This window comes from Bacillus sp. COPE52 (assembly GCF_003355115.1).
Taxonomy (GTDB): Bacteria; Bacillota; Bacilli; order Bacillales; family Bacillaceae_G; genus Bacillus_A; species Bacillus_A toyonensis.
Genome location: NZ_CP031292.1, coordinates 4,095,217 through 4,115,140, shown reverse-complemented (window position 1 = coordinate 4,115,140; position 19,924 = coordinate 4,095,217). Strand labels below are relative to the sequence as shown.

Annotated in this window: 17 protein-coding genes and 1 pseudogene; 5 read left to right on the top strand and 13 right to left on the bottom strand. The window is 36.2% G+C overall.

The window, feature by feature from the left end:
* Window positions 1-618, bottom strand: coding sequence for a Holliday junction DNA helicase RuvA (gene ruvA / locus DPQ31_RS20635; protein WP_000464514.1), 618 nt, complete (start codon window positions 616-618; stop codon window positions 1-3).
* 188 nt (window positions 619-806) lie between these two features.
* On the opposite strand from ruvA, the gene DPQ31_RS20630 reads away from it, so the two are divergent.
* Complete coding sequence (locus tag DPQ31_RS20630) at window positions 807-1,751, top strand: iron-hydroxamate ABC transporter substrate-binding protein (RefSeq protein ID WP_000823617.1); 945 nt, start codon at window positions 807-809, stop codon at window positions 1,749-1,751.
* Window positions 1,752-1,762: 11 nt separating this feature from the next.
* Here the strand turns inward: DPQ31_RS20630 and DPQ31_RS20625 are convergent, their stop codons facing one another.
* On the bottom strand, window positions 1,763-2,293 hold the full coding sequence (locus DPQ31_RS20625) for a BofC C-terminal domain-containing protein (RefSeq protein WP_052943593.1): 531 nt from the start codon (window positions 2,291-2,293) through the stop codon (window positions 1,763-1,765).
* 431 nt (window positions 2,294-2,724) lie between these two features.
* Here DPQ31_RS20625 and DPQ31_RS20620 point away from each other — a divergent pair, with 431 nt between their 5' ends.
* Window positions 2,725-3,168: a branched-chain amino acid ABC transporter substrate-binding protein gene (locus DPQ31_RS20620; protein ID WP_208730940.1), complete on the top strand. Its 444-nt coding sequence runs from the start codon at window positions 2,725-2,727 to the stop codon at window positions 3,166-3,168.
* A 33-nt stretch (window positions 3,169-3,201) separates the two neighbouring features.
* Here DPQ31_RS20620 and DPQ31_RS20615 read toward each other — a convergent pair whose 3' ends face one another.
* From DPQ31_RS20615 to nadB, 5 genes and pseudogenes are all read right to left on the bottom strand, one after another.
* Window positions 3,202-3,849 (bottom strand): YhcN/YlaJ family sporulation lipoprotein, encoded by a 648-nt coding sequence (locus DPQ31_RS20615; RefSeq protein WP_098822036.1) that lies wholly within the window; start codon window positions 3,847-3,849, stop codon window positions 3,202-3,204.
* A 1,979-nt stretch (window positions 3,850-5,828) separates the two neighbouring features.
* Window positions 5,829-5,991 (bottom strand): annotated as a pseudogene (gene safA, locus DPQ31_RS29865) (SafA/ExsA family spore coat assembly protein); the annotation flags it as partial.
* Window positions 5,992-6,215: 224 nt separating this feature from the next.
* Window positions 6,216-7,322: a quinolinate synthase NadA gene (gene nadA / locus DPQ31_RS20605; RefSeq protein WP_208730938.1), complete on the bottom strand. Its 1,107-nt coding sequence runs from the start codon at window positions 7,320-7,322 to the stop codon at window positions 6,216-6,218.
* 30 nt (window positions 7,323-7,352) lie between these two features.
* A complete protein-coding gene (gene nadC, locus DPQ31_RS20600) occupies window positions 7,353-8,186 on the bottom strand; it encodes a carboxylating nicotinate-nucleotide diphosphorylase (protein ID WP_208730937.1) in 834 nt (277 codons plus the stop codon).
* Window positions 8,187-8,205: 19 nt separating this feature from the next.
* The gene (gene nadB, locus DPQ31_RS20595; RefSeq protein ID WP_052943868.1) at window positions 8,206-9,735 is read right to left on the bottom strand and encodes an L-aspartate oxidase; all 1,530 of its coding nucleotides are present in this window, start codon (window positions 9,733-9,735) and stop codon (window positions 8,206-8,208) included.
* Window positions 9,736-9,890: 155 nt separating this feature from the next.
* Between nadB and DPQ31_RS20590 the strand changes: the two genes are divergently transcribed.
* The 3 genes from DPQ31_RS20590 to DPQ31_RS20580 all read left to right on the top strand — a co-directional run bounded on the left by DPQ31_RS20590 (window position 9,891) and on the right by DPQ31_RS20580 (window position 12,302).
* Window positions 9,891-11,033, top strand: coding sequence for an IscS subfamily cysteine desulfurase (locus tag DPQ31_RS20590; protein ID WP_199631828.1), 1,143 nt, complete (start codon window positions 9,891-9,893; stop codon window positions 11,031-11,033).
* On the top strand, window positions 11,033-11,575 hold the full coding sequence (locus DPQ31_RS20585) for a transcription repressor NadR (RefSeq protein WP_000812272.1): 543 nt from the start codon (window positions 11,033-11,035) through the stop codon (window positions 11,573-11,575). The genes DPQ31_RS20590 and DPQ31_RS20585 overlap by 1 nt, the downstream gene beginning before the upstream one ends.
* 79 nt (window positions 11,576-11,654) lie before the next feature.
* The gene (locus DPQ31_RS20580; RefSeq protein ID WP_000510705.1) at window positions 11,655-12,302 is read left to right on the top strand and encodes an MOSC domain-containing protein; all 648 of its coding nucleotides are present in this window, start codon (window positions 11,655-11,657) and stop codon (window positions 12,300-12,302) included.
* A gap of 110 nt (window positions 12,303-12,412) precedes the next feature.
* Here the strand turns inward: DPQ31_RS20580 and pheA are convergent, their stop codons facing one another.
* The 6 genes from pheA to DPQ31_RS20550 form a co-directional block, all read right to left on the bottom strand.
* Window positions 12,413-13,264: a prephenate dehydratase gene (gene pheA / locus DPQ31_RS20575; RefSeq protein ID WP_052943870.1), complete on the bottom strand. Its 852-nt coding sequence runs from the start codon at window positions 13,262-13,264 to the stop codon at window positions 12,413-12,415.
* 96 nt (window positions 13,265-13,360) lie between these two features.
* Window positions 13,361-15,274 carry an ABC transporter permease gene (locus tag DPQ31_RS20570; protein WP_208730936.1) on the bottom strand — a complete coding sequence of 638 codons (1,914 nt, stop codon included), beginning with the start codon at window positions 15,272-15,274 and terminating at the stop codon, window positions 13,361-13,363.
* A 49-nt stretch (window positions 15,275-15,323) separates the two neighbouring features.
* Window positions 15,324-17,237 (bottom strand): ABC transporter permease, encoded by a 1,914-nt coding sequence (locus DPQ31_RS20565; protein ID WP_097957295.1) that lies wholly within the window; start codon window positions 17,235-17,237, stop codon window positions 15,324-15,326.
* Window positions 17,212-17,988 (bottom strand): ABC transporter ATP-binding protein, encoded by a 777-nt coding sequence (locus tag DPQ31_RS20560; protein ID WP_000114530.1) that lies wholly within the window; start codon window positions 17,986-17,988, stop codon window positions 17,212-17,214. The genes DPQ31_RS20565 and DPQ31_RS20560 overlap by 26 nt, the downstream gene beginning before the upstream one ends.
* Window positions 17,989-18,081: 93 nt before the next feature.
* On the bottom strand, window positions 18,082-19,164 hold the full coding sequence (locus DPQ31_RS20555; protein ID WP_001197401.1) for a HAMP domain-containing histidine kinase: 1,083 nt from the start codon (window positions 19,162-19,164) through the stop codon (window positions 18,082-18,084).
* Window positions 19,154-19,861, bottom strand: a complete 708-nt coding sequence (locus tag DPQ31_RS20550; RefSeq protein WP_000276708.1) for a response regulator transcription factor — start codon at window positions 19,859-19,861, stop codon at window positions 19,154-19,156. The genes DPQ31_RS20555 and DPQ31_RS20550 overlap by 11 nt, the downstream gene beginning before the upstream one ends.
* Window positions 19,862-19,924: the final 63 nt, after the last annotated feature.

Here is a 19,924-nt window from a genome sequence, read left to right as displayed (position 1 = left end):
TCACCTCTTACCATTTAGTAAAAGACTAAGTGCCTTTTTAATATATTGATCCGTCGTTAATGATTCTTTTAATAACTCTGGTACAACACGAGAAACTTCCCGTTCTGCATAACCAAGTGCACGCAGTGCTTCCAGTGCTTCATCAAGTTCAACTGAGGAACCTTTCTTCTCATCAAAACTTTCAACATCTGAGAACAAATCAACAAATGCATCTGGTACAACATCTGCTAGTTTTCCTTTTAAATCTAAAATCATTTGGCGCGCTGTTTTCTTTCCGACGCCCGGGAATTTCACTAAAAACTTCTCATCTTCATGTTCAATCGCTTGAACGACCTGTCCTGTTTGACCAGAAGCTAAAATCGCAAGAGCGCCTTTTGGCCCAATGCCAGACACACCTAACAATTTTGTAAATAATAAACGCTCTTCACGTGTTTTAAACCCGTAAAGTGCCATAATATCTTCTCTCACATAATGATATGTATAGACACGGATTTCTTGCTTACTTCTTTGAAATACATACGGATTTGGTGTGAAAATTTGGTACCCAATTCCATTATGGTCAATTACGACATATTCCGGTCCTACATACTCCACGTAACCTGTAACATATTCAAACAAAATACGATCTCTCCCTCTTAAATCATGTATTCCATTTTAACATATTTAATGATAGAAAAGCGAGACTACCCCAACAAATGTTCTCTGTTTAAAACTTCTGTTATTTTCCATTGACAGAAAGGATAAAGCACCTTAATATACAGTAGTCGATAATGATTATCAATACTAATTAAAGGGGTTACATCAGGATGAAACGTAAGTTATTTATTTTATTAACTATTATGCTAGTCGTTCTTTCTATCGTTGGCTGTTCTTCTCAAAAAGAAGCGTCAAAAGCAAAAGAACAACCGAAAACAAAAGTTGTGAAACACGCTAAAGGGGAAGCTACAATTCCAGTAAATCCAAAGAGAATTGTTGACTTATCTGGATCAACAGAAGAGTTATTACTTCTTGGACACAAACCTGTTGGTACAGCAAATACATATAAAGATAAAATCCAAAATCACTTAACAGACAAGCTAGATGGCGTAAAAGCAGTTGGCTGGTACTGGGCACCTAAAGTTGATTTAGAAGCTGTTACAGCTTTAAAACCGGACTTAATTATTTTAAATAATCGTCAATTAAAAATTTATGATCAATTAGAAAAGGTTGCACCGACTGTTGTTCTAGAAACAAACTTAGAAGACTGGCGCGGTAAGTTTAAAGAAGTAGGTAAACTATTTGATGAAGAAAAGAAAGCTGACAAATGGATTGCCGACTACGATAAAAAAGCAGACTCTTTATCTAAAAAAATTAAAGAAAAAACAAAAGATGAAAACTTTATGTTTGTCGCAGTTACACCACAAAACTTCCGTGTATACGGTAGCTTCGGATACGGTGACATCATCTTTAACGACTTAAAACTTCCAGCAACAAAAGGTACAGATTTAAAACAAACGATGGCGCAAGTATCATTAGAAGGGCTTGTTGCATTCCAACCTGATCAAATGTTTATTGTAAACTTCGGCGGCGAGGCTGATAAAGTGTACGAAGACTATAAAAATAGTGCTGTTTGGAAAGACAATAAAGCAGTAAAAAACAATCACGTATATGAAGTATCGAATGAAATCTTCAATACGAAAGCATTCAATCCAATCGGAAAAGATATGCTAATTGATGAAATCGCAAAAGAAATTTTAGCTAAAAACAAGTAAGAAAAAGCAGCTCACCATGAGCTGCTTTTTTTCTTATTTTGCACTGCATATTGCTTCATTTTTTCAATCGTCTTCACAAAACTTTCTTTTGATTTTATACGAATACCACGTTTCAATTTCGCACGCTCATAACTCTCAAGTTTTTTCATATCAATTTGAAAGAAAGAATGAATCGCATTATCGCTTTTTGGTACACCCTTGAAAATTTGTAATATCCCTTCCTCTGAAACACCAAAATAGCCGCTCGTCTTCAATAACGGAGAAATATCGTCCACTTTCTTTTGCAATACAATTTGTACATCATCACGATCAACGAGTTGCCATTCTTTATATTGCTGTAAAAACTTTTCTAAATCCGCTACTTTTTCTGTAAATATTTCTTCACTTACTTCTCCATCAACATACATACGCTCTAATAAAATTGTAACTTCAGGTTCTTTTTCTGTTACTTCTGGTACTGGTCCTTCCGCCCTCACACTCGTTTCATAGGCTAAACAAAACATCATCACGAAAGCTTGCACTGCAATCAGTATCCATTTCATTTCCGTTCACCTCTTTTAGGCAAAATCAAACTTTCATTAGTAGTTTTGCCGAAAGTGGAGGTTTTATCCATATAAACAACCACATTACATTTCTCTCAAAAATAAAAAATGCAGATAAGGTTTTATCCTTATCTGCATTAGCATTTGTTTTTATATAAAATGAAAGACGCCTGCAAGCAGGCGTCTTGATGCGTTTACGGCGAGAGACCAGGCGACCACATTCGCGTGTTTAGCACTTAAGCATATCTCTCGTCTTACGTAAATTAGCTCATCGCTTTGCTAATATAACATTAATAACGTATAAGTGCAACATGTTTATAAAAATATTTTATTTTCTCTTTCACCCAAACGAACTTTATGTAAATTATAAATTGATAAATGTAATATATATATTTCAATTGATGTGACAGCGAAATCATAATAAACAGGAGATGGATATTGTAAAAAAAATAAAGGATGAACGTCTCATTCTGAAAACATTAAAAAACATACGTATTGCCTTTCTTTTTCAATCGCTTGGTATAATTGGCATTTTAGGCTATATCGGATTCACTGAAGGAATGGATCAAATTACGAAATCTCCATTATGGTTATTATTTATCCTTACAAGTATCGTACTTAGTTATTTACAGTTAAGCGTTTCTATCGATGTAGAAGAAGGCGAAAAAGAAATAAAATTAACTCCTTATTACAAACTTGTCGTACGCTCTCTTATTGTAGCAACTATCATAGTTATTATTTATATCATTTTCAGTCCAGAAAGACCTCTGTTTGAAGCACTTCTAGCAGGTAGTATTTTCTTCATATGCTTTTTAGTTTCTTATTCCGTTGGTTATTTTATTAAAAAACGTCGTTTACAAGATAACGATGAATAAAGAGGAAGGGCAATCCCTTCCTCTTTTGTTTTGCTATCGCACTGTACCAGTTAAACCGTAACGAATGTCTCGGAACATATTTCCTATGTCACGATTAAAATCGTTTGTAACTGTACCGTTACGTAGACGCGTACTCATTGCATCGACACGAGTAAACATATCATTTCTTACAGAAACATATACGTTTCTGTTTCCAACTTCATTTGAAACCGCTTGACGAATTTCGTTCGCCATCGCCGTTTCATTTGTCGCTGTGTTACGTGGTTTTACTGCAATCGCTACGTCGTTTCCATATACAACCGTAGACACGCGGTCTACGTTATTCATACGTTTCACACGATTTGTAATTTTTTCTGCAGTTTTACCATCATTGTTAATGTATGAATTGTTCATTGTAATATTACGAGTTGGATGGGGATTAGCAATTTGCCCGTTGTAATTTACATCACGGTAATAATTATTATATCCTGTATCGTTACGACCGTTTCTATATGTTACATAATCTGTATAACGATCGTTACGCGCTACATTATCACGATACTGATGTGTATCATTATAAGATGTACGCTCGTAATTGTAGTTACGTCCATCCATCGCATTGTTATCTTTTGGTGTACCACATGCAGCTAATGCACTGGTAACTAACAAAGAAGCAGCAATCACTTTTACTTTCGTATTCAATACAAAAACCCCCTCTGTTAGAATGAACTTCTCTTCTGAAAAGCTCCCTCTTATGATGAGTAACAGAGAAGGTTTTTACACTGTTAATATTTCACTGGGAATTTTCTAACACTTGATGTAAATCTTCCGTTTTCAAAACAATTCTACATACAAAAAAGGTGGGATTATTCCCACCTTTTTTTAAACTTCTTCTTCGTCCTCTTCTTCTGCGACTGGCTCTCCAAATACATTTGGTGGATCTGGTTGATAATACATCGTCCCTGGCTGTGGTGCATATGCAGACTGCGTTGGTTGATAATATAAAGGATTAGCGTATTGTGGTCCCCCAGGCTGCGGACTATATAACCTACTCTCTCCTCCGCATCCACAATCTTCCTCACCTTGTATGAGTGGCGGCATATTATTATCCATTGGCATCATATTTGGATTTGGCATAGACGTATACTGTGGTCCAAAAGGTGCCCCTTGCTGATATGGCATATTGTAATATGGGTTTTGTTGTTGATAATATGGATTCGGCGGCATCATCGGCTGTTGATACGGCATTTGATATGGCATCATATTCGGTGGTTGATTGTTATCCATGATCGGCATCATATTTGGCATTTGATTGTTATCCATGATCGGCATCATATTTGGCATTTGATTGTTATCCATGATCGGCATCATATTCGGCATTTGATTGTTATCCATAATCGGCATCATATTCGGCATTTGGTTATTATCCATAATCGGCATCATATTTGGCATTTGATTGTTATCCATAATCGGCATCATATTTGGCATTTGGTTATTATCCATAATCGGCATCATATTTGGCATTTGGTTATTATCCATAATCGGCATCATATTCGGCATTTGATTGTTATCCATAATCGGCATTATGTTTGGTGGTTGGTTGTTATCCATTATTGGCATTATGTTTGGTGGTTGATTGTTATCCAACATTGGCATTATGTTTGGTGGTTGATTGTTATCCAACATTGGCATTATGTTTGGTGGTTGATTGTTATCCAACATTGGCATTATATTTGGTACTTGAATATTTGGCGGTATGACTTGTGGGATAACTACATTTTCTTTCGATACATTTGGTGATACTATGCTTCCTACATTTTCTTTCTTTACTTGCGGTGACACTATATTCCCTACATTTTCTTTCTTCACTTGCGGCGATACTATATTCCCTACATTTTCTTTCTTCACTTGCGGCGATACTATATTCCCTACATTTTCTTTCTTTACTTGCGGCGATACTATATTCCCTACATTTTCTTTCTTTACTTGCGGTGATACTATGTTTCCTACATTTTCTTTCTTTACTTGCGGCGATACTATATTCCCTACATTTTCTTTCTTCACTTGCGGCGATACTATGTTTCCTACATTTTCTTTCTTTACTTGCGGTGATACTATATTATCCTTTTTCGTTTGCGGAGAAATGACGTTGTTAGGTTTCATTTTCGTAATTTGCGGAGCAATTAACTCGCTTCCTTTTTTAATTACATCTGAAATTTTATATTCTTTTTTCGTTTTTATTGGCGGTTGCGGCGGCTGTGGTAATACATTTATCGAAAACTTCGTATTTTCTTTTTCCGCCGGTTTTTGTTTTTCTATAACAGGTGGCTTTTGAATAACAGACGGTTTTTCAGCTGGTTTTTCTTTTTGAATTGGCTGTTCTTTTTGCACTTCTTTTTGTGGTTTCACCTGTACTTCTTTTTGCGGCTTCACTTGCATTTCCTTTTGTGGTTTTACTTGCACTTCTTTTTGTGGTTTTATCTGTACTTCTTTTTGCGGTTTTACTTGCACTTCTTTTTGTGTTTGTTGCATAGCGGGCTGCTGGGTAATTGGTGCCGATTGATACGTAACTTCTTCCTCATCTTCTATTCCAAGCGGCGTTGGTGTTGCTGCAAATTCTTTTTGTTGCACTTCTTTTACGTATTGCTTTGGAGGTGCTGATCCTGCTCCAGCTTGCTGTTTCACGTGGACGCCGTTTGATGGTACTTTAATTTTCATACCTGGCATGATTAAATCTGGATTACTAAGCTGTGTATTTGTTTTTTTCAGCGTGTCAAAATCCACTCCGTACTTTTTCGCAATTTTCCAAAGGGTATCCCCTTTTTGCACGATATGAATTTTCAAATTTTCCCCCTCCTGTATAACTTATCTATAAGTAACAAATCTCATGAAGTAACCCTTTCTAAATAACATTAACTTCTTTTCACTTTTATCACTTCTTCTATTTTCAATATAGTTGGAAGTGGAATAGGCATAAAAACCACAATGATTTCTTCAAAACAATGTATGCCCATTTCGCTCTCGTTATGATTATATGTATGAAAAAAAGCAACGGTATTCCCGTTGCTTTAAACACGCTCTAACATACGATTTAATGCGAGAACTGCTTCTTTCGTTACTTGTTTGTCTACGCTAATAACGTTAATCTCTCCTCCGCCTTCTATCGTTTCAAGCACCCATAGTAAGTGAGGGAGGTCAATTCGATTCATCGTTAAGCACGGACACATAAATGGATTAAGTGAAACAATTTCTTTATCTGGATGTTGCTGAATAATTCGGTTCACTAAATTCATTTCTGTACCAATTGCCCATTTACTTCCAACTGGAGCTGATTCAATCATATCAATAATGTATTTTGTTGAACCTGCATAGTCGGAAGCGGCTACAACTTCATAGCAACATTCTGGATGTACAATAATATTCATATCCGGATGATTTTTCCGCACACTTTCAATATTTGTCACTGTAAAGTTTTGATGAACTGAACAATGTCCTTTCCATAAAATCACTTGGATTTCTTCTATGTTTCCATCGTATTCTAATGAATCTGTATGTGGATCCCATACCGCCATTTTATCTAACGGAATACCTAAATCGTACGCTGTATTTCTTCCTAAATGTTGGTCTGGTAAAAAGACAAGACGCTCTTTTTGTGTAAACGCCCAAGAAACCATTTGTTTTGCATTTGAAGAAGTTACTGTCGCTCCACCATTACGACCGCAAAACGCTTTAATTGCAGCTGTAGAATTTACATACGTTAACGGAATCATCGTATCTCCAAATAACTTCGTGAGCTCTTTCCACGCTCTTTCTGTTTGTTCAATATCTGCCATGTCCGCCATTGAACAACCTGCGCGCATATCTGGTAAGATGACAACTTGTTCATCTGTCGTTAACATATCTGCTGTTTCTGCCATAAAGTGCACACCACAAAACACAATGTATTTTGCTTCTTTATTACTCGCTGCAACTTGCGCAAGCTGAAGTGAGTCCCCTGCTGCATCAGAAAATTGTACAACTTCATCCTTTTGATAATGATGCCCTGGAATAAATAACGTTTTCCCCATTTTTTCTTTAATTTCACGAACACGCTTTTCCATATTTTCCGTTGACATTGTGTAATAACGCTCTGGTAACATCGTTTCAATTGGCTGTACTTTTTCTAAAATACTCATATACCTTTCTCCCCCTCTAAGCCACTTTCCTTACGCTTCAATATTGAAACTAATATCAAGTGCTTTCACTGAATGTGTTAACAATCCAAGTGAAATATAATCTACCCCTGTTTTTCCATATTTCGATAAATCTTCAACTGTAATGCCACCTGACGCTTCCGTAACAATGGCGCTTGGCACAATCTTTGAAAACTCTCGAATTTCATCTGGCGTACGGTTATCAAACATAATAATATCCGCACCGGCTGCTACTGCCTCTCTCACTTGCTCCTCCGTTTCTGTTTCCACTTCTACTTTCACCATATGTCCTAATTTTTCTTTCACCGATGTAATAGCTTTTGTAATAGAACCAGCAAACGCAATATGATTGTCTTTAATCATGACACCGTCATATAAACCGAAGCGGTGGTTAAATCCACCTCCGCACACGACTGCATATTTATCAAACATACGTAGCCCAGGCATCGTTTTTCGCGTATCACAAATGCGAGTATGACTACTATCTAACGCAAGAACCGCTTTACGTGTCATCGTGGCTATCCCACTCATACGCTGAATAACGTTTAATATAACGCGCTCTGCTGTTAATAACGAGGCAATTGGACCTTGCACAGTTGCAATGATTTCGCCTTTTTCTACAAGATCCCCATCTTTTTTATGAAGCTCTACTTCAATTCTCTCATCAATTAATTTAAATCCTGATTCAATTACTAAACATCCTGCAAAGACCCCTGTATCCTTCGCAAGAAACGCTCCTTTCGAAAGCAAGTTATCTGGAAAAATAAGCTGAGATGTTACATCTCTTTCCCCTATATCTTCTAAAAAAAATCGATTTAATGCTTCTTTAACTTTTATCGTGTTCATAAAGCCCCTCTTCCCCTCATCACACAATTTGTAGTTTTCTCTTTACTCGAACAATCTCTTTCTTTCCTATATTTCTATCTGGATAATCACTCCGGTAATGCCCGCCAATACTTTCTTCTCTTTGCAAGGCTGACACAACTATAAGCTCACAAACCGTTAACATATTAATAAGCGTTATCTCTTCATTCGTAAGAACATCATGTTGTAATATCATATTTCGAACACCATACTTACTAAGCCATCTCTTCGCATAAGATAAACTTTGCTCTGTTCGCACAATCCCAACATATTTCATCATGCATTTTTGTATTTCTTCTTTCGTCGGTAAATGATTCAGAACGATAAACTTTGCTTCCTTTTCGGCTAGCATGTTCACCTTTTCTTTTGTCTCTCTAGATAAAATGTGTCGTCCGATTCTTTTTCCAAACACAAGACCTTCTAATAATGAATTACTCGCTAATCTATTTGCACCATGAACCCCGTTACAAGCTACTTCACCGACTGCGTATAAGTTCAGAATAGACGTCTCTCCATCACAGTTCGTTTTCACGCCGCCCATGTGAAAATGAGTACCGGGCACGATCGGAATAAGTTTTTTATTTATATCGACTCCATTTGTTTTACATATCGATGACACGGTCGGAAAGCGTTGTTCAAAGTTTTGAATCATTTCGATGTTTAAGTACACTTTTTCACCCTCAAGTAGCTGTTCATGAATAGCCCTAGCCACTACATCACGCGGGGCTAGATCCTGTTCAGGATGTATCTCCATCATAAAACGCTGTCCTTTTCCATTTATAAGGACAGCTCCTTCTCCGCGAACAGCTTCGGACACGAGACCGGAACAACGCCCACCCGCGTATAACATCGTCGGATGAAATTGTATAAACTCTAAATCTACAAGTTCCCCACCTGCGCGGTACACCATTGCAAGTCCATCGCCTGTAATTGTCTCATCATTAGATGTAAAGGCGTATAAACCGCCAATACCGCCTGAAGCTAACACCGTATAATCTGCATTGTAACGTTTCAGTTCTCCTTTATTGTTGCGAGTTAAAGCCCCAACACATTTATCTTTTTCTATAATAAAATCGAGCACCATTTCCTGTTCCACTACCGTAACGTATGGAGCTACTTCTTGAATAAGATGCTCTAATAAATTCTTTCCTGTTGCATCGCCACCTGCATGTAAAATACGACGTTTTCGATGCGCCCCTTCTTTTCCAAGATGAGGACCTGTTTCATCTCCATCAAATTTCATTCCTCTTTCAATAAGGTTATTAATTTCTTTCGGTCCTTCCTCGACTAAATAACGGACCACTTCTTCATTGTTATAATGACACCCTGCTACTAACGTATCTTCAAAATGATCATTAGGATTGTCATATGTCGCTACCGCTGCGGCAATTCCACCTTGAGCTAAATGTGTATTATTATTACGTTTCGTCTCCTTTGTGATAATAATCACATTCTTTTCGTGACAAATCTCTTTTGCAACACGAAGTGCCGCAACGCCACTTCCAATAATTAAGACATCTGCACTTGGCATAATTGTTGCCTCCTACTTTACACTTTTCAACTGTCTTGACACCTATATTTACATAGTTTTAAAATAATGACAAGAGTTTTTTTATAATTCTTATTTTCACTACTACCATTTAAAAAGTAAAAGAAATGTAACTCTTACTAGAGAGAGGAACTTACATGATGATATATCTTGACTATGCAGCTACTACACCTATGAGCGAGGAAGCGTTACAAACATATATGAAAGCAGCTTCGCAATACTTCGGAAATGAACAAAGTTTACATGATATTGGAGGAACGGCTTCTTCTTTATTACAAGTTTGCCGAAAAACATTTGCGGAAATGATTGGAGGCAAAGAACAAGGAGTATTTTTCACAAGCTGTGGATCGGAATCGAACTATCTTGCGATTCAATCACTTCTAAGTGCCCGAAATAAGAAGCATATTATTACGACACCTATGGAACATGCATCCATTCGAAGTTATTTTCAATCTCTAAAATCAAAAGGCTATATGATCACTGAAATTCCTGTTGATAAAAGCGGACTCATTTGTTTAGTAGATTTAGAGGCAGCTATTACAGAAGATACTGTACTAGCAAGTATACAGCATGGAAACTCTGAAATTGGGACTGTTCAAAACATAGCAGAAATTGGGGCCCTTTTAAAAACATATAATATTTTATTTCATACGGATTGTGTGCAAACGTTTGGTAAACTGCCTATCCATGTTTTTGAGATGGGAATTGATAGTCTTTCTGTTTCAGCACACAAAATATACGGTCCAAAAGGTGTCGGCGCTTGCTATATAAATCCACAAGTTCGCTGGGCACAAATATTCCCGGGAACTTCTCACGAAAAAGGATTTCGCCCAGGCACAGTGAACGTTCCTGGCATCGCATCTTTTTTAACAGCTGCTGAAAATATATTGAAAAATCAACAGGTAGAAAGTTTACGTTTTAAAGAGTTACGATCCTACTTTTTAGAGGAATTACAAACACTTCCGCTAGAAATTGAAGTAGAAGGTCATTCTACTTCTTGTTTACCACATATTATTGGGGTTACAATAAAAGGAATAGAAGGTCAATATACAATGCTAGAATGCAACCGCCGCGGTATTGCCATCTCGACCGGAAGTGCTTGCCAAGTTGGTAAACAAGAACCTTCGAAAACAATGCTTGCAATTGGAAGAACGTATGAAGAGGCTAAACAATATGTCCGCTTCTCTTTCGGACAACAAACAACGAAAGAACAAATTGATACTACTATTCATGCACTACACACAATTGGAAATCAATTTTATAGAGGTGTTAAATCATAATGAAACAAAATGAACAAAAAAAGATTTTAGGTGAAGAAAGACGACAACTTATCCTTCAGTGGCTGCTTGCTGCAAATGAACCGTTATCTGGAAACGAACTATCTAAGAAGACAAACGTAAGTAGACAAGTTATTGTGCAAGATATCTCCTTACTAAAAGCAAGAAACGAGCCAATTATCGCAACTGCTCAAGGCTATTTATATTTAAAACCACAGGAGAAGCAACAGGCTTTTGAACGCGTGATTGTATGCCAACATAAACCAGCAGAAGTACGTCAAGAACTTACAATGCTTGTTGATCATGGCGTTACGATTAAAGACGTAAAAGTTGAGCACCCTGTATACGGCGACTTAACAGCATCAATTATGGTAAGTAATCGATTTGATGTAGAGCAATATTTACAAAAAATCGAAAATACAAATGCTTCCTATCTTTCGCAACTTACAGATGGTATTCACTTACATACAATTGAAGCAGATTCTAAAGAAAAATTAGACGCTGCTTGCGAGGCTTTAGATAAAGCAGGATTTCTCGTTTATTAATGTAAAGCACAGAGTTTTTATAATTCTCTGTGCTTTTTTAATGCTATAATATTGTAATCAATCGTAAAGGAGATCGAATATGGGAATTGAACTCGTTCACTTTAGTACTGGTAAACCGAAACAAATGAAATATGGCGAAGATAAAGAAATGATAACAGGTATATGTAAAGATCCTACAGAAGAGGCCTTTCTCTCAAAAGACGGATTTCGTGGTGATGACGTAGCGGATTTAAAACATCACGGCGGTCCTGATCGCGCTGTTTGTGTGTACCCACACGAGCATTACGCACTATGGGAAGAGGAATTTCAAACTACGCTTCCAGCTTCCACATTTGGCGAAAACATTACCGTAACAAATATGTTAGAGCGTGATGTTTGCATCGGAGATACATATCAACTTGGTGAAGCAATCATTCAAGTGACACAAGCAAGAGTACCTTGTAGCACTATTTCAAAACGCCTCGGTATTCCTGGCATACTGCCGCGCATTGTAGCAACTGGATTTACTGGCTACCTATGCCGCGTTCTTCAAGAAGGTACTGTACGTAAAGATTCTAAAATCACATTGCTAAAACGTCCATCAAACAATGTATCTGTTTTGTTTTCTAACGAAATTTATTTTCATAATAGAAAAGATAAAGATGGCATTGAAAAGATTCTTGCTGTTCCTGAACTAGCCAATATTTGGCGTGGTCAGTTAGAGGATCGTCTTGCTAAGTTAAAGTAAAGAATCCCACCTATAAATGGTGGGATTTTATTTATCTATCAGACGGTATATTATCGACTGAAATTATATCGATTTAACTACAAAATACGACAAATACTCTCCCTTACCCTTTACAACCAATAAGAAGAATAGCTCCCCAGCACAGTAACAGAAAAACCGAGCGCTTCAAGTTCCATCGTTACGCCTGGCAATAATACGTCATCGTATGCTTTATCGACATCGATTAAGAAAAAGTAATTTCCGAGTCCTGTTTTCATCGGGCGTGATTCGATTTTTGATAAATTTAATTTTCTCCATGCAAAAGCTGATAACACTTGATATAGTGCCCCTGCATAATCTGCAGGTAACGTTATCATAAGCGTCGTTTTCTCCCCGCGGTTTTCTCCGTTATTTGAGAGTATTGCTTTCTTTTTCTTATGGAGCACTAGGAAGCGTGTATGATTGTTTTTATGCGTATGAATGTCACGTCTTACAATTGTTAATCCGTATTTTTCTGCGGCTGCTTCATTTGCAATGGCAGCGATTTTTTCTTCAGGATGTTCTTTCACATATTGTGCAGCAGCACTTGTTGATGTCATGTCTCGAACAGTTACCCCTTTTAATTCTTCATTTAAAAACTTATGACATTGTGCGATAGCATGTGGATGAGAATGCACTGCATATACTTCTTCCCACACTTCTGCATACTGCGGATGTACGAGTAAATGTTGCTGAATTGGCACTGTAATTTCTCCTACAATAGAAAGTGGTTGCTCATGCACGAGGTAATCGACCGTTATATTTACTGAACCTTCTATTGCGTTTTCTAACGGTACGACTGCGAAATCTACACTTTCATTTGCGGCTGCATCTATACAATCCGGAATCGTTCGATACGGTACATGCTCTGCTTCCGGAAAAAAACGACTCACCGCCATATTTGTAAATGTTGCTTCTGGTCCTAAATATCCTACTCGAATCATCGTCTTTTCCCCTCTTTTTCGTTTTCTTACTGTTATACCATACTTTTTTATATTCTTCTATGTAAATTTCGAATATTAAAAAAAGACTAGCATTCGCTAGTCTAAATTTTTCTTATATTCTCTTTGAGCGAAGAAGAAATAAACGATGCATGCAGCGATATAATACAGAATAAACAAGCCTACTTTTCTTAATGAACCGTCCATAAAAATCGTATTATGAAATGTATATAACGCAACTGCACTATGCATACTTCCTACTATAATAGGTGCAAAAAATAACATACATAATTGCCAACGAGAAACCTTCCACACTTCTTCCTTCGTCATTCCAAGTTTAGAAAGTGCCCCGTACTGTTTTCGATCCGATGCAATATTATGAAACCATTTAAAATATACGATGCTACATGAAGTAAGGAAGAATAATATACTAATAAATGAGCCTACAAATAGAGTAACATTGCCAAACTCTTTCATATTCACATATAGCTCCATATTACTTCGAAATGCATCATTTGTATCTTTGTTCATATGTTTCCGTAAATCAGCGTTTAATTCCTTCGTATTTTCGATATTCGGTAATGTGTAGCCTCTATATATCAATTTTTCAGATTCAGGAACCTGATTTGCTATACTAGCAAAATCTTCATCATTCATGACAAAAAATAGACCATTAATGTACGAAGGATGATGGTTAAATTGCACCCCTTCTTTCTGACCGTTAAATGCGAATTGATACGTTTGTTTCATTACTTGTAATTGGATTCCTTTTTGATTATATACATTCGGATCATTACGTTCATTATAATAAACAAGCGTAACGGTTCCTTTTTTAGGGTGATACGTTTTCTGTTTTTGTTTTCTCGCCTCTTGATTGTATTCACTTTCCTTTATAAGCGACGCTACCTCTGTTTCTCCTTTATTGGACTGAAATGATGCATACACTCCAACAAAACTCATAGATTGAAAATCATTATACCCATATTGGTGTAATAATTGTTCAACCGTCCCCTCCGCAAAGACTTCATGAGAAGAAGTACCTTTTTCTATGTATGAAAATGAGTGTACTCCTCCGCCCCGCCACATATCTTGCATACCGGAAAAATATAAGAACACCGTACCTGTTGCCGTAACTACAAACGTCGTTGCCATAGACATCAGAAAGAAAAAGCGTCCATTTTCCTTCATTCGATGTGACAATTGGTTTACTATAAATAAATACGGATATGTATACATAATCTTTTTATTTCGTTTTATCACTTCTAACAATTGGCTAACACCATGTGTAAAAGAAAAATACGTTCCGAAAAAGACAAGTATAGACACAGGGAAAAAGTATAATGCTATCGTTGGCATCGTCGTTTGTAACGCTAACGCATATCCTATACCTAAACAAATAAAGCCAAATATACAAAGCCACATTGATGTTTTCTTCTCTTTTTTATCTGCTCGAAATTCTTTCAATAACCGAATGATTTTTATATTCCATATACGTAAAGCACTTATAAAAGATAAGACAATAAAAACGACCATATATGTAACAAACGTTCCCCCAATTGCTCTCACGTCAAATATGACAGGGAGTTCTTTCGGAAGCCCCAATAACATACTAAACACCATGAAGAAGAGCTTTAAAAAAATCATGCCAAGCCCAATACCGAAAATATTAGCAAATACCCCGATCAATATTTGCTCGGTCATAATCACTCCAATTACGTTAGACTTCGTTGCTCCCATTAACATATATAACCCTAATTCTTTCTTACGTGCCTCTATGAAAATAGAAGTAGAGTACAAAATAAATATAACGAAAAAAGAAATGATTATAACATTACATATAATAAGTCCCCAGCGTACGTTTTGATACCACATCGTCTCCTGCATATACGGATGCACAATAACCGACATATATGCAAAAGACGCAAATATCGCAAAACAACTACTTAAGAAAAACACTTTATAATTACGCCAATTTCCTTTTATATTTTGCAGCGCTAGTTGCCGAATGTTCATCTATCGTCCCCCTGTAACTTACTACATAGGCAAAAAGCTAGAGGTTTCCCTAGCTTTTTACGTGTTTTAAATATCCTCTTTGCGCGATCATAAAGTAAATTGCAGAAGCTACAATGTATGCCCCAATTACAATCGCACCTGATTTCCATAAATCAATATAAAGCATTTTTCCTAACGTATGAAGAGCAAACCCGCTATGAATAGAACCGATTAAAATCGGGATAAAGAAGATAACGCCCATTTGTCGAATTGCAATTTTACGAATTTCTTTATCTGTCATACCAATTCTCTTTAACGATTTAAATTGAATACGATCTTGTTCTTTATCGTTAAACCATTTAAAGTATGTCATACTACAAGCGAAGAAGAAGAACAGTACAGCTACAAAGAAGCCTATGAACATTGTAATTGCTCCTTGCTCCTTTATCGCTTTATACGTAAGGATGGAATTGTGGAAATTCTGTTGTTGTTCTTGCACAATTTCTTTCTTTAAGTCTAGTACAAGATTTTCTGTTTCTTTCCAATCTTCAATGTAATATCCATAATATTTCGTCTTTTCTTCATCTGCTGTGAGCTGTGAATATTTTACAAAATCCTCATCATTCACAATTAAATAACTATCATCATTAAAAACAGACTTTGATACTGGATCATTTAGCTTAATATACTGTTTTTGTCCGTTCAATGTAAATTCAAATGGCTTCGTAAGATCCGGCTTGACAATATCATTCATCATATCAATTACAACCATCGTTGCACTTCCCGGCTTATTTTGCACTTCTGGCACGTTCTGTTTACGCGCTTCTTTATTATATTCCTTTTCAGATATAATCCCTAATGGCATCTCATGTTCACCGTTAAACATCGTTACCTTTTGAGTTGCAGGAAGTTTTACATACGTTACTTCTCGCGCTTCTTCAAATCCGTGTTTTTTTATTAATTCTTTTGTTTTTCCTTCTTTTATAACATTATGCGTATTGATTCCCTTTTCCTCATACGAAATAGCATGCGGGGTACTAGTTACTGTCTTATAACTCATATCTTCAAAGAATACGTACAGTGTACCGACTGCTGAAGATACAACCGCCGTAATGATAGAAATTACAAATAAAAAACGAGCATTATCTTTCATTTTATAAATAAGATTGCTAAGTACGAACATATTTGGATATGTATAAAAAGATTTTTTTCGTTTTTGCAACGCCTTTAATACGACTGTACTACCTTGTGTAAACAGCAAATAAGTTCCGCCTATCGTCAGCCCTACAATCGGTAAAAACAGCATGATAAAATTCATAAATGTCACTTGGAAGCTAAGCACATATGCGGCAATAATACATCCTATTCCTGCTACACATAACGATGTAAATGCAAAAGGTTCTACTTTTTGTTTTCTTGCTTCTCTTAATAAATCAATAATTTGCAAGCGTCCTACTGTCCAAACGCTAAACAATGATAGAATTAAAAATAGAATAAAGTATACACCCGCTGTAATCAAAACCGCTTTACTATTCCATACGAGTGGAAGTGTTTTATCTATTTTCAATATTACGCTTAATGCTTGGAAGAATAATTTTGAACAAAGCATACCAAGTCCAATACCTACTACAATTGCAATACTACCTAACATAAGCTGTTCTAATATAATCATTCGGCCAAGTTGAGATTTCGTTCCGCCTATTAATGTTAATAGACCAAACTCTTTTTTTCTTGCTCGTAAAAATGTTGAATTTGCATATAAAATAAAGAGCGCTGAGAAGATGACTACAATATAATTCATCGATTCTAACCCTTTTGAAATCATCGTCTTCATACTAATATTACCGCTTACGACATCTGGATGATAAATGAAGGAAGCATACATGAAAAATACGACAATCGATAAACAACTGCTAATAAGAAACGCTTTATAATTACGCCAATTTCCTTTTACGTTATTAAGCGCGAGCTGGCGAAAGTTCATGATATTCTCCTCCTAGCATCGCAAGTACGTCCAAAATTTCTTGGAAAAAGGCTTGTTTCGTTCTTCCCTTATGTATTTCTGAGAAAATCTCTCCATCACGTATGAAAAGAATACGTTCGCAATAACTCGCCGCTACTGGATCATGCGTTACCATTGCAATTGTTACTTTCTTTTGTTCATGCAAATCTTGCAACGCGCTCATTAATGATTTTGCCGACTTAGAATCTAAGTTTCCAGTTGGCTCATCCGCTAAAATTAACGTCGGTTCATGAATAATCGCTCTCGCAGCTGCTGCACGTTGTTGTTGTCCGCCTGATACTTCATATACTTTTTTATTTAATATTTCTTCGATGTTTAAAAACTTCGCAATTTCCAGTACTTTCGCATCGATTTCATTTACAGATTTTTTCGCCATTACAAGCGGTAAAATAATGTTTTCTTTAATCGATAACGTATCAAGTAAGTTAAAATCTTGGAAAATGAATCCTAAATGTGTACGACGAAACTCTGCTAATTTTGCAGCACGCATTTGATTAATTTCTTCACCATTTACAAGCACATGACCTGAAGTTTGCTTATCAATTGTTGCTAATAAATTTAAAAGCGTTGTTTTTCCACTTCCTGAAGGACCCATAATCCCTACAAATTCGCCTTCTTCTATTTTAAAATTTATATCATTTAAAGCAGTCGTCGCTACTGAACCTTTTGATTGATACACCTTCGTTAATCCTTTTACTTCAAGAACACTCATTTCTAATCCCCCTATGTGTTTTCTTCTTACATTTACTATAAGAAAAATAAGAAAAAGAAACGAGTGATTTCCCTTACAAAACGTTTTGTTATCTTACAGTTTTGTCATTTTTCTCATTAATGTATGATATTCTTCATCTTTTGCAAATTGGAACGTAAATGTTGTCCCTTCCCCTTCAGCCGATTGCACATAAATACCGTGATGTAAATTATCACAAATTTCCTTCGTAATATATAAACCCATTCCAGTCGCTTCTCTCGTTTTACGGCCATTTATCCCCGTAAAGAACGGATCAAATATACGCTTTACATCTTGCTCCGGAATACCGATTCCATTGTCTTTAATATGTAATAACACCTTTTGATCTTTCTCTTCAATTTGAAATTGAATTTCCTTTTTCTCTGCTTCTGAAATTCTCGTATACTTAATTGCATTTACAACAATTTGCCCTATAGCAATACTAAGCCATTTTCTATCAGATGCAACCATACAAGTATCTTCTTCAAACATTACTTTCGGAAATACAGACGATTGAATGAAAGACTTTCGATTTTCATTAATAATACCTCGAATAATATCTATCACATTTACTACTTCTACTTTATAATCTTTCGCAAATTGCTCTAACCTTGCCATATGTAACGCTAAATCTAAACCATTTAGTATACGGTTATTTTCTTCACGAATACTTTCAACTGTTGCTCTCGCTTCACGATGCTCTTTACCAAACTTCTGTAAGAGTAACTCAATAACAGATACTGGTGTCTTCATTTGATGAATCCATTGGTTCATAAATATCATTTGCTGTTGCTCTTTCGCATGCTGTTTGTGAACTTCATTCATATATTGCTGTCTTAATAGCGTAAAAGATTCAACGATCATCTCTTGTTCTGTCGTATACGAAGTATCAATAAGTAAAGAATCATGTAATGTATTTCCATCAGCAACATATTTTTCGATTCTCTTAAAAAAAACACTTCTTTTTCGGTAATCGTAAATGAGGTATACAGTAAACACAACTGTCCCTAATAAAAGTCCGTATAACCACGTACTCCAATCAATTGATCTTTTTTCTAAAAGACTTTGCAACTGCAATACGAGTCCAAATAAACAAAGACTTACAACATAAGAAAGAAGTAAAGCAAAGCGGTCTATGAGGTAACTTTTAACCTGCATGCCCTTCACTCCACTCTGTAAGAAGCGCATAACCGTATCCACGTTTCGTTACAATCGCATTTTTAATACCTAGCTCCTCTAGTTTCTTCCTTACGCGCTTTACATTCACAGTCAGTGTATTATCATCAACAAAAGCTACTTCATCCCACAGAGCTTCTAACAATTCTTCACGCGTTACATATTGATTCGCTTGTTTCATTAAACACTCTAATAAGTAAAATTCATTTTTTGTCAGCTCTGTTTGTTGCCCTTGCCACTCAACAACGTGTTGGGACGGGAATAACAAAAGTCCATTCACACCTAAACAATCACTTTCTGCCGCAGAAGCATACTCACCATACCCACGTCGAAGTGCACTTTTCACCTTAGCCATGACAATATCTAAATGGAATGGCTTTGTAATGTAATCATCTCCGCCATTTTCAATTGCCATTACTTGATCCATTTCCCCTGTTCTTGCAGAAACAAAAATAATCGGCGCATTCGATACAGTGCGGATTTGACGACACCAATAGAAACCATCAAAATATGGTAAATTGATATCCAGTAATACGAGATGTGGATTCACTTTTACGAATTCATCTTTTATATGACGTAAATCAATTGCTCTAAATGATTGATAGCCATACCTTTCTAAATGCTCCTCTAATATTCCCGCAATTTTCTCATCGTCTTCTACAATTAATATTTTATACATGTTCTCTTTCTCCCCATAAATATTCTTCTAAAATTACTTCTTTTTCTATTATAAATTGAAAAT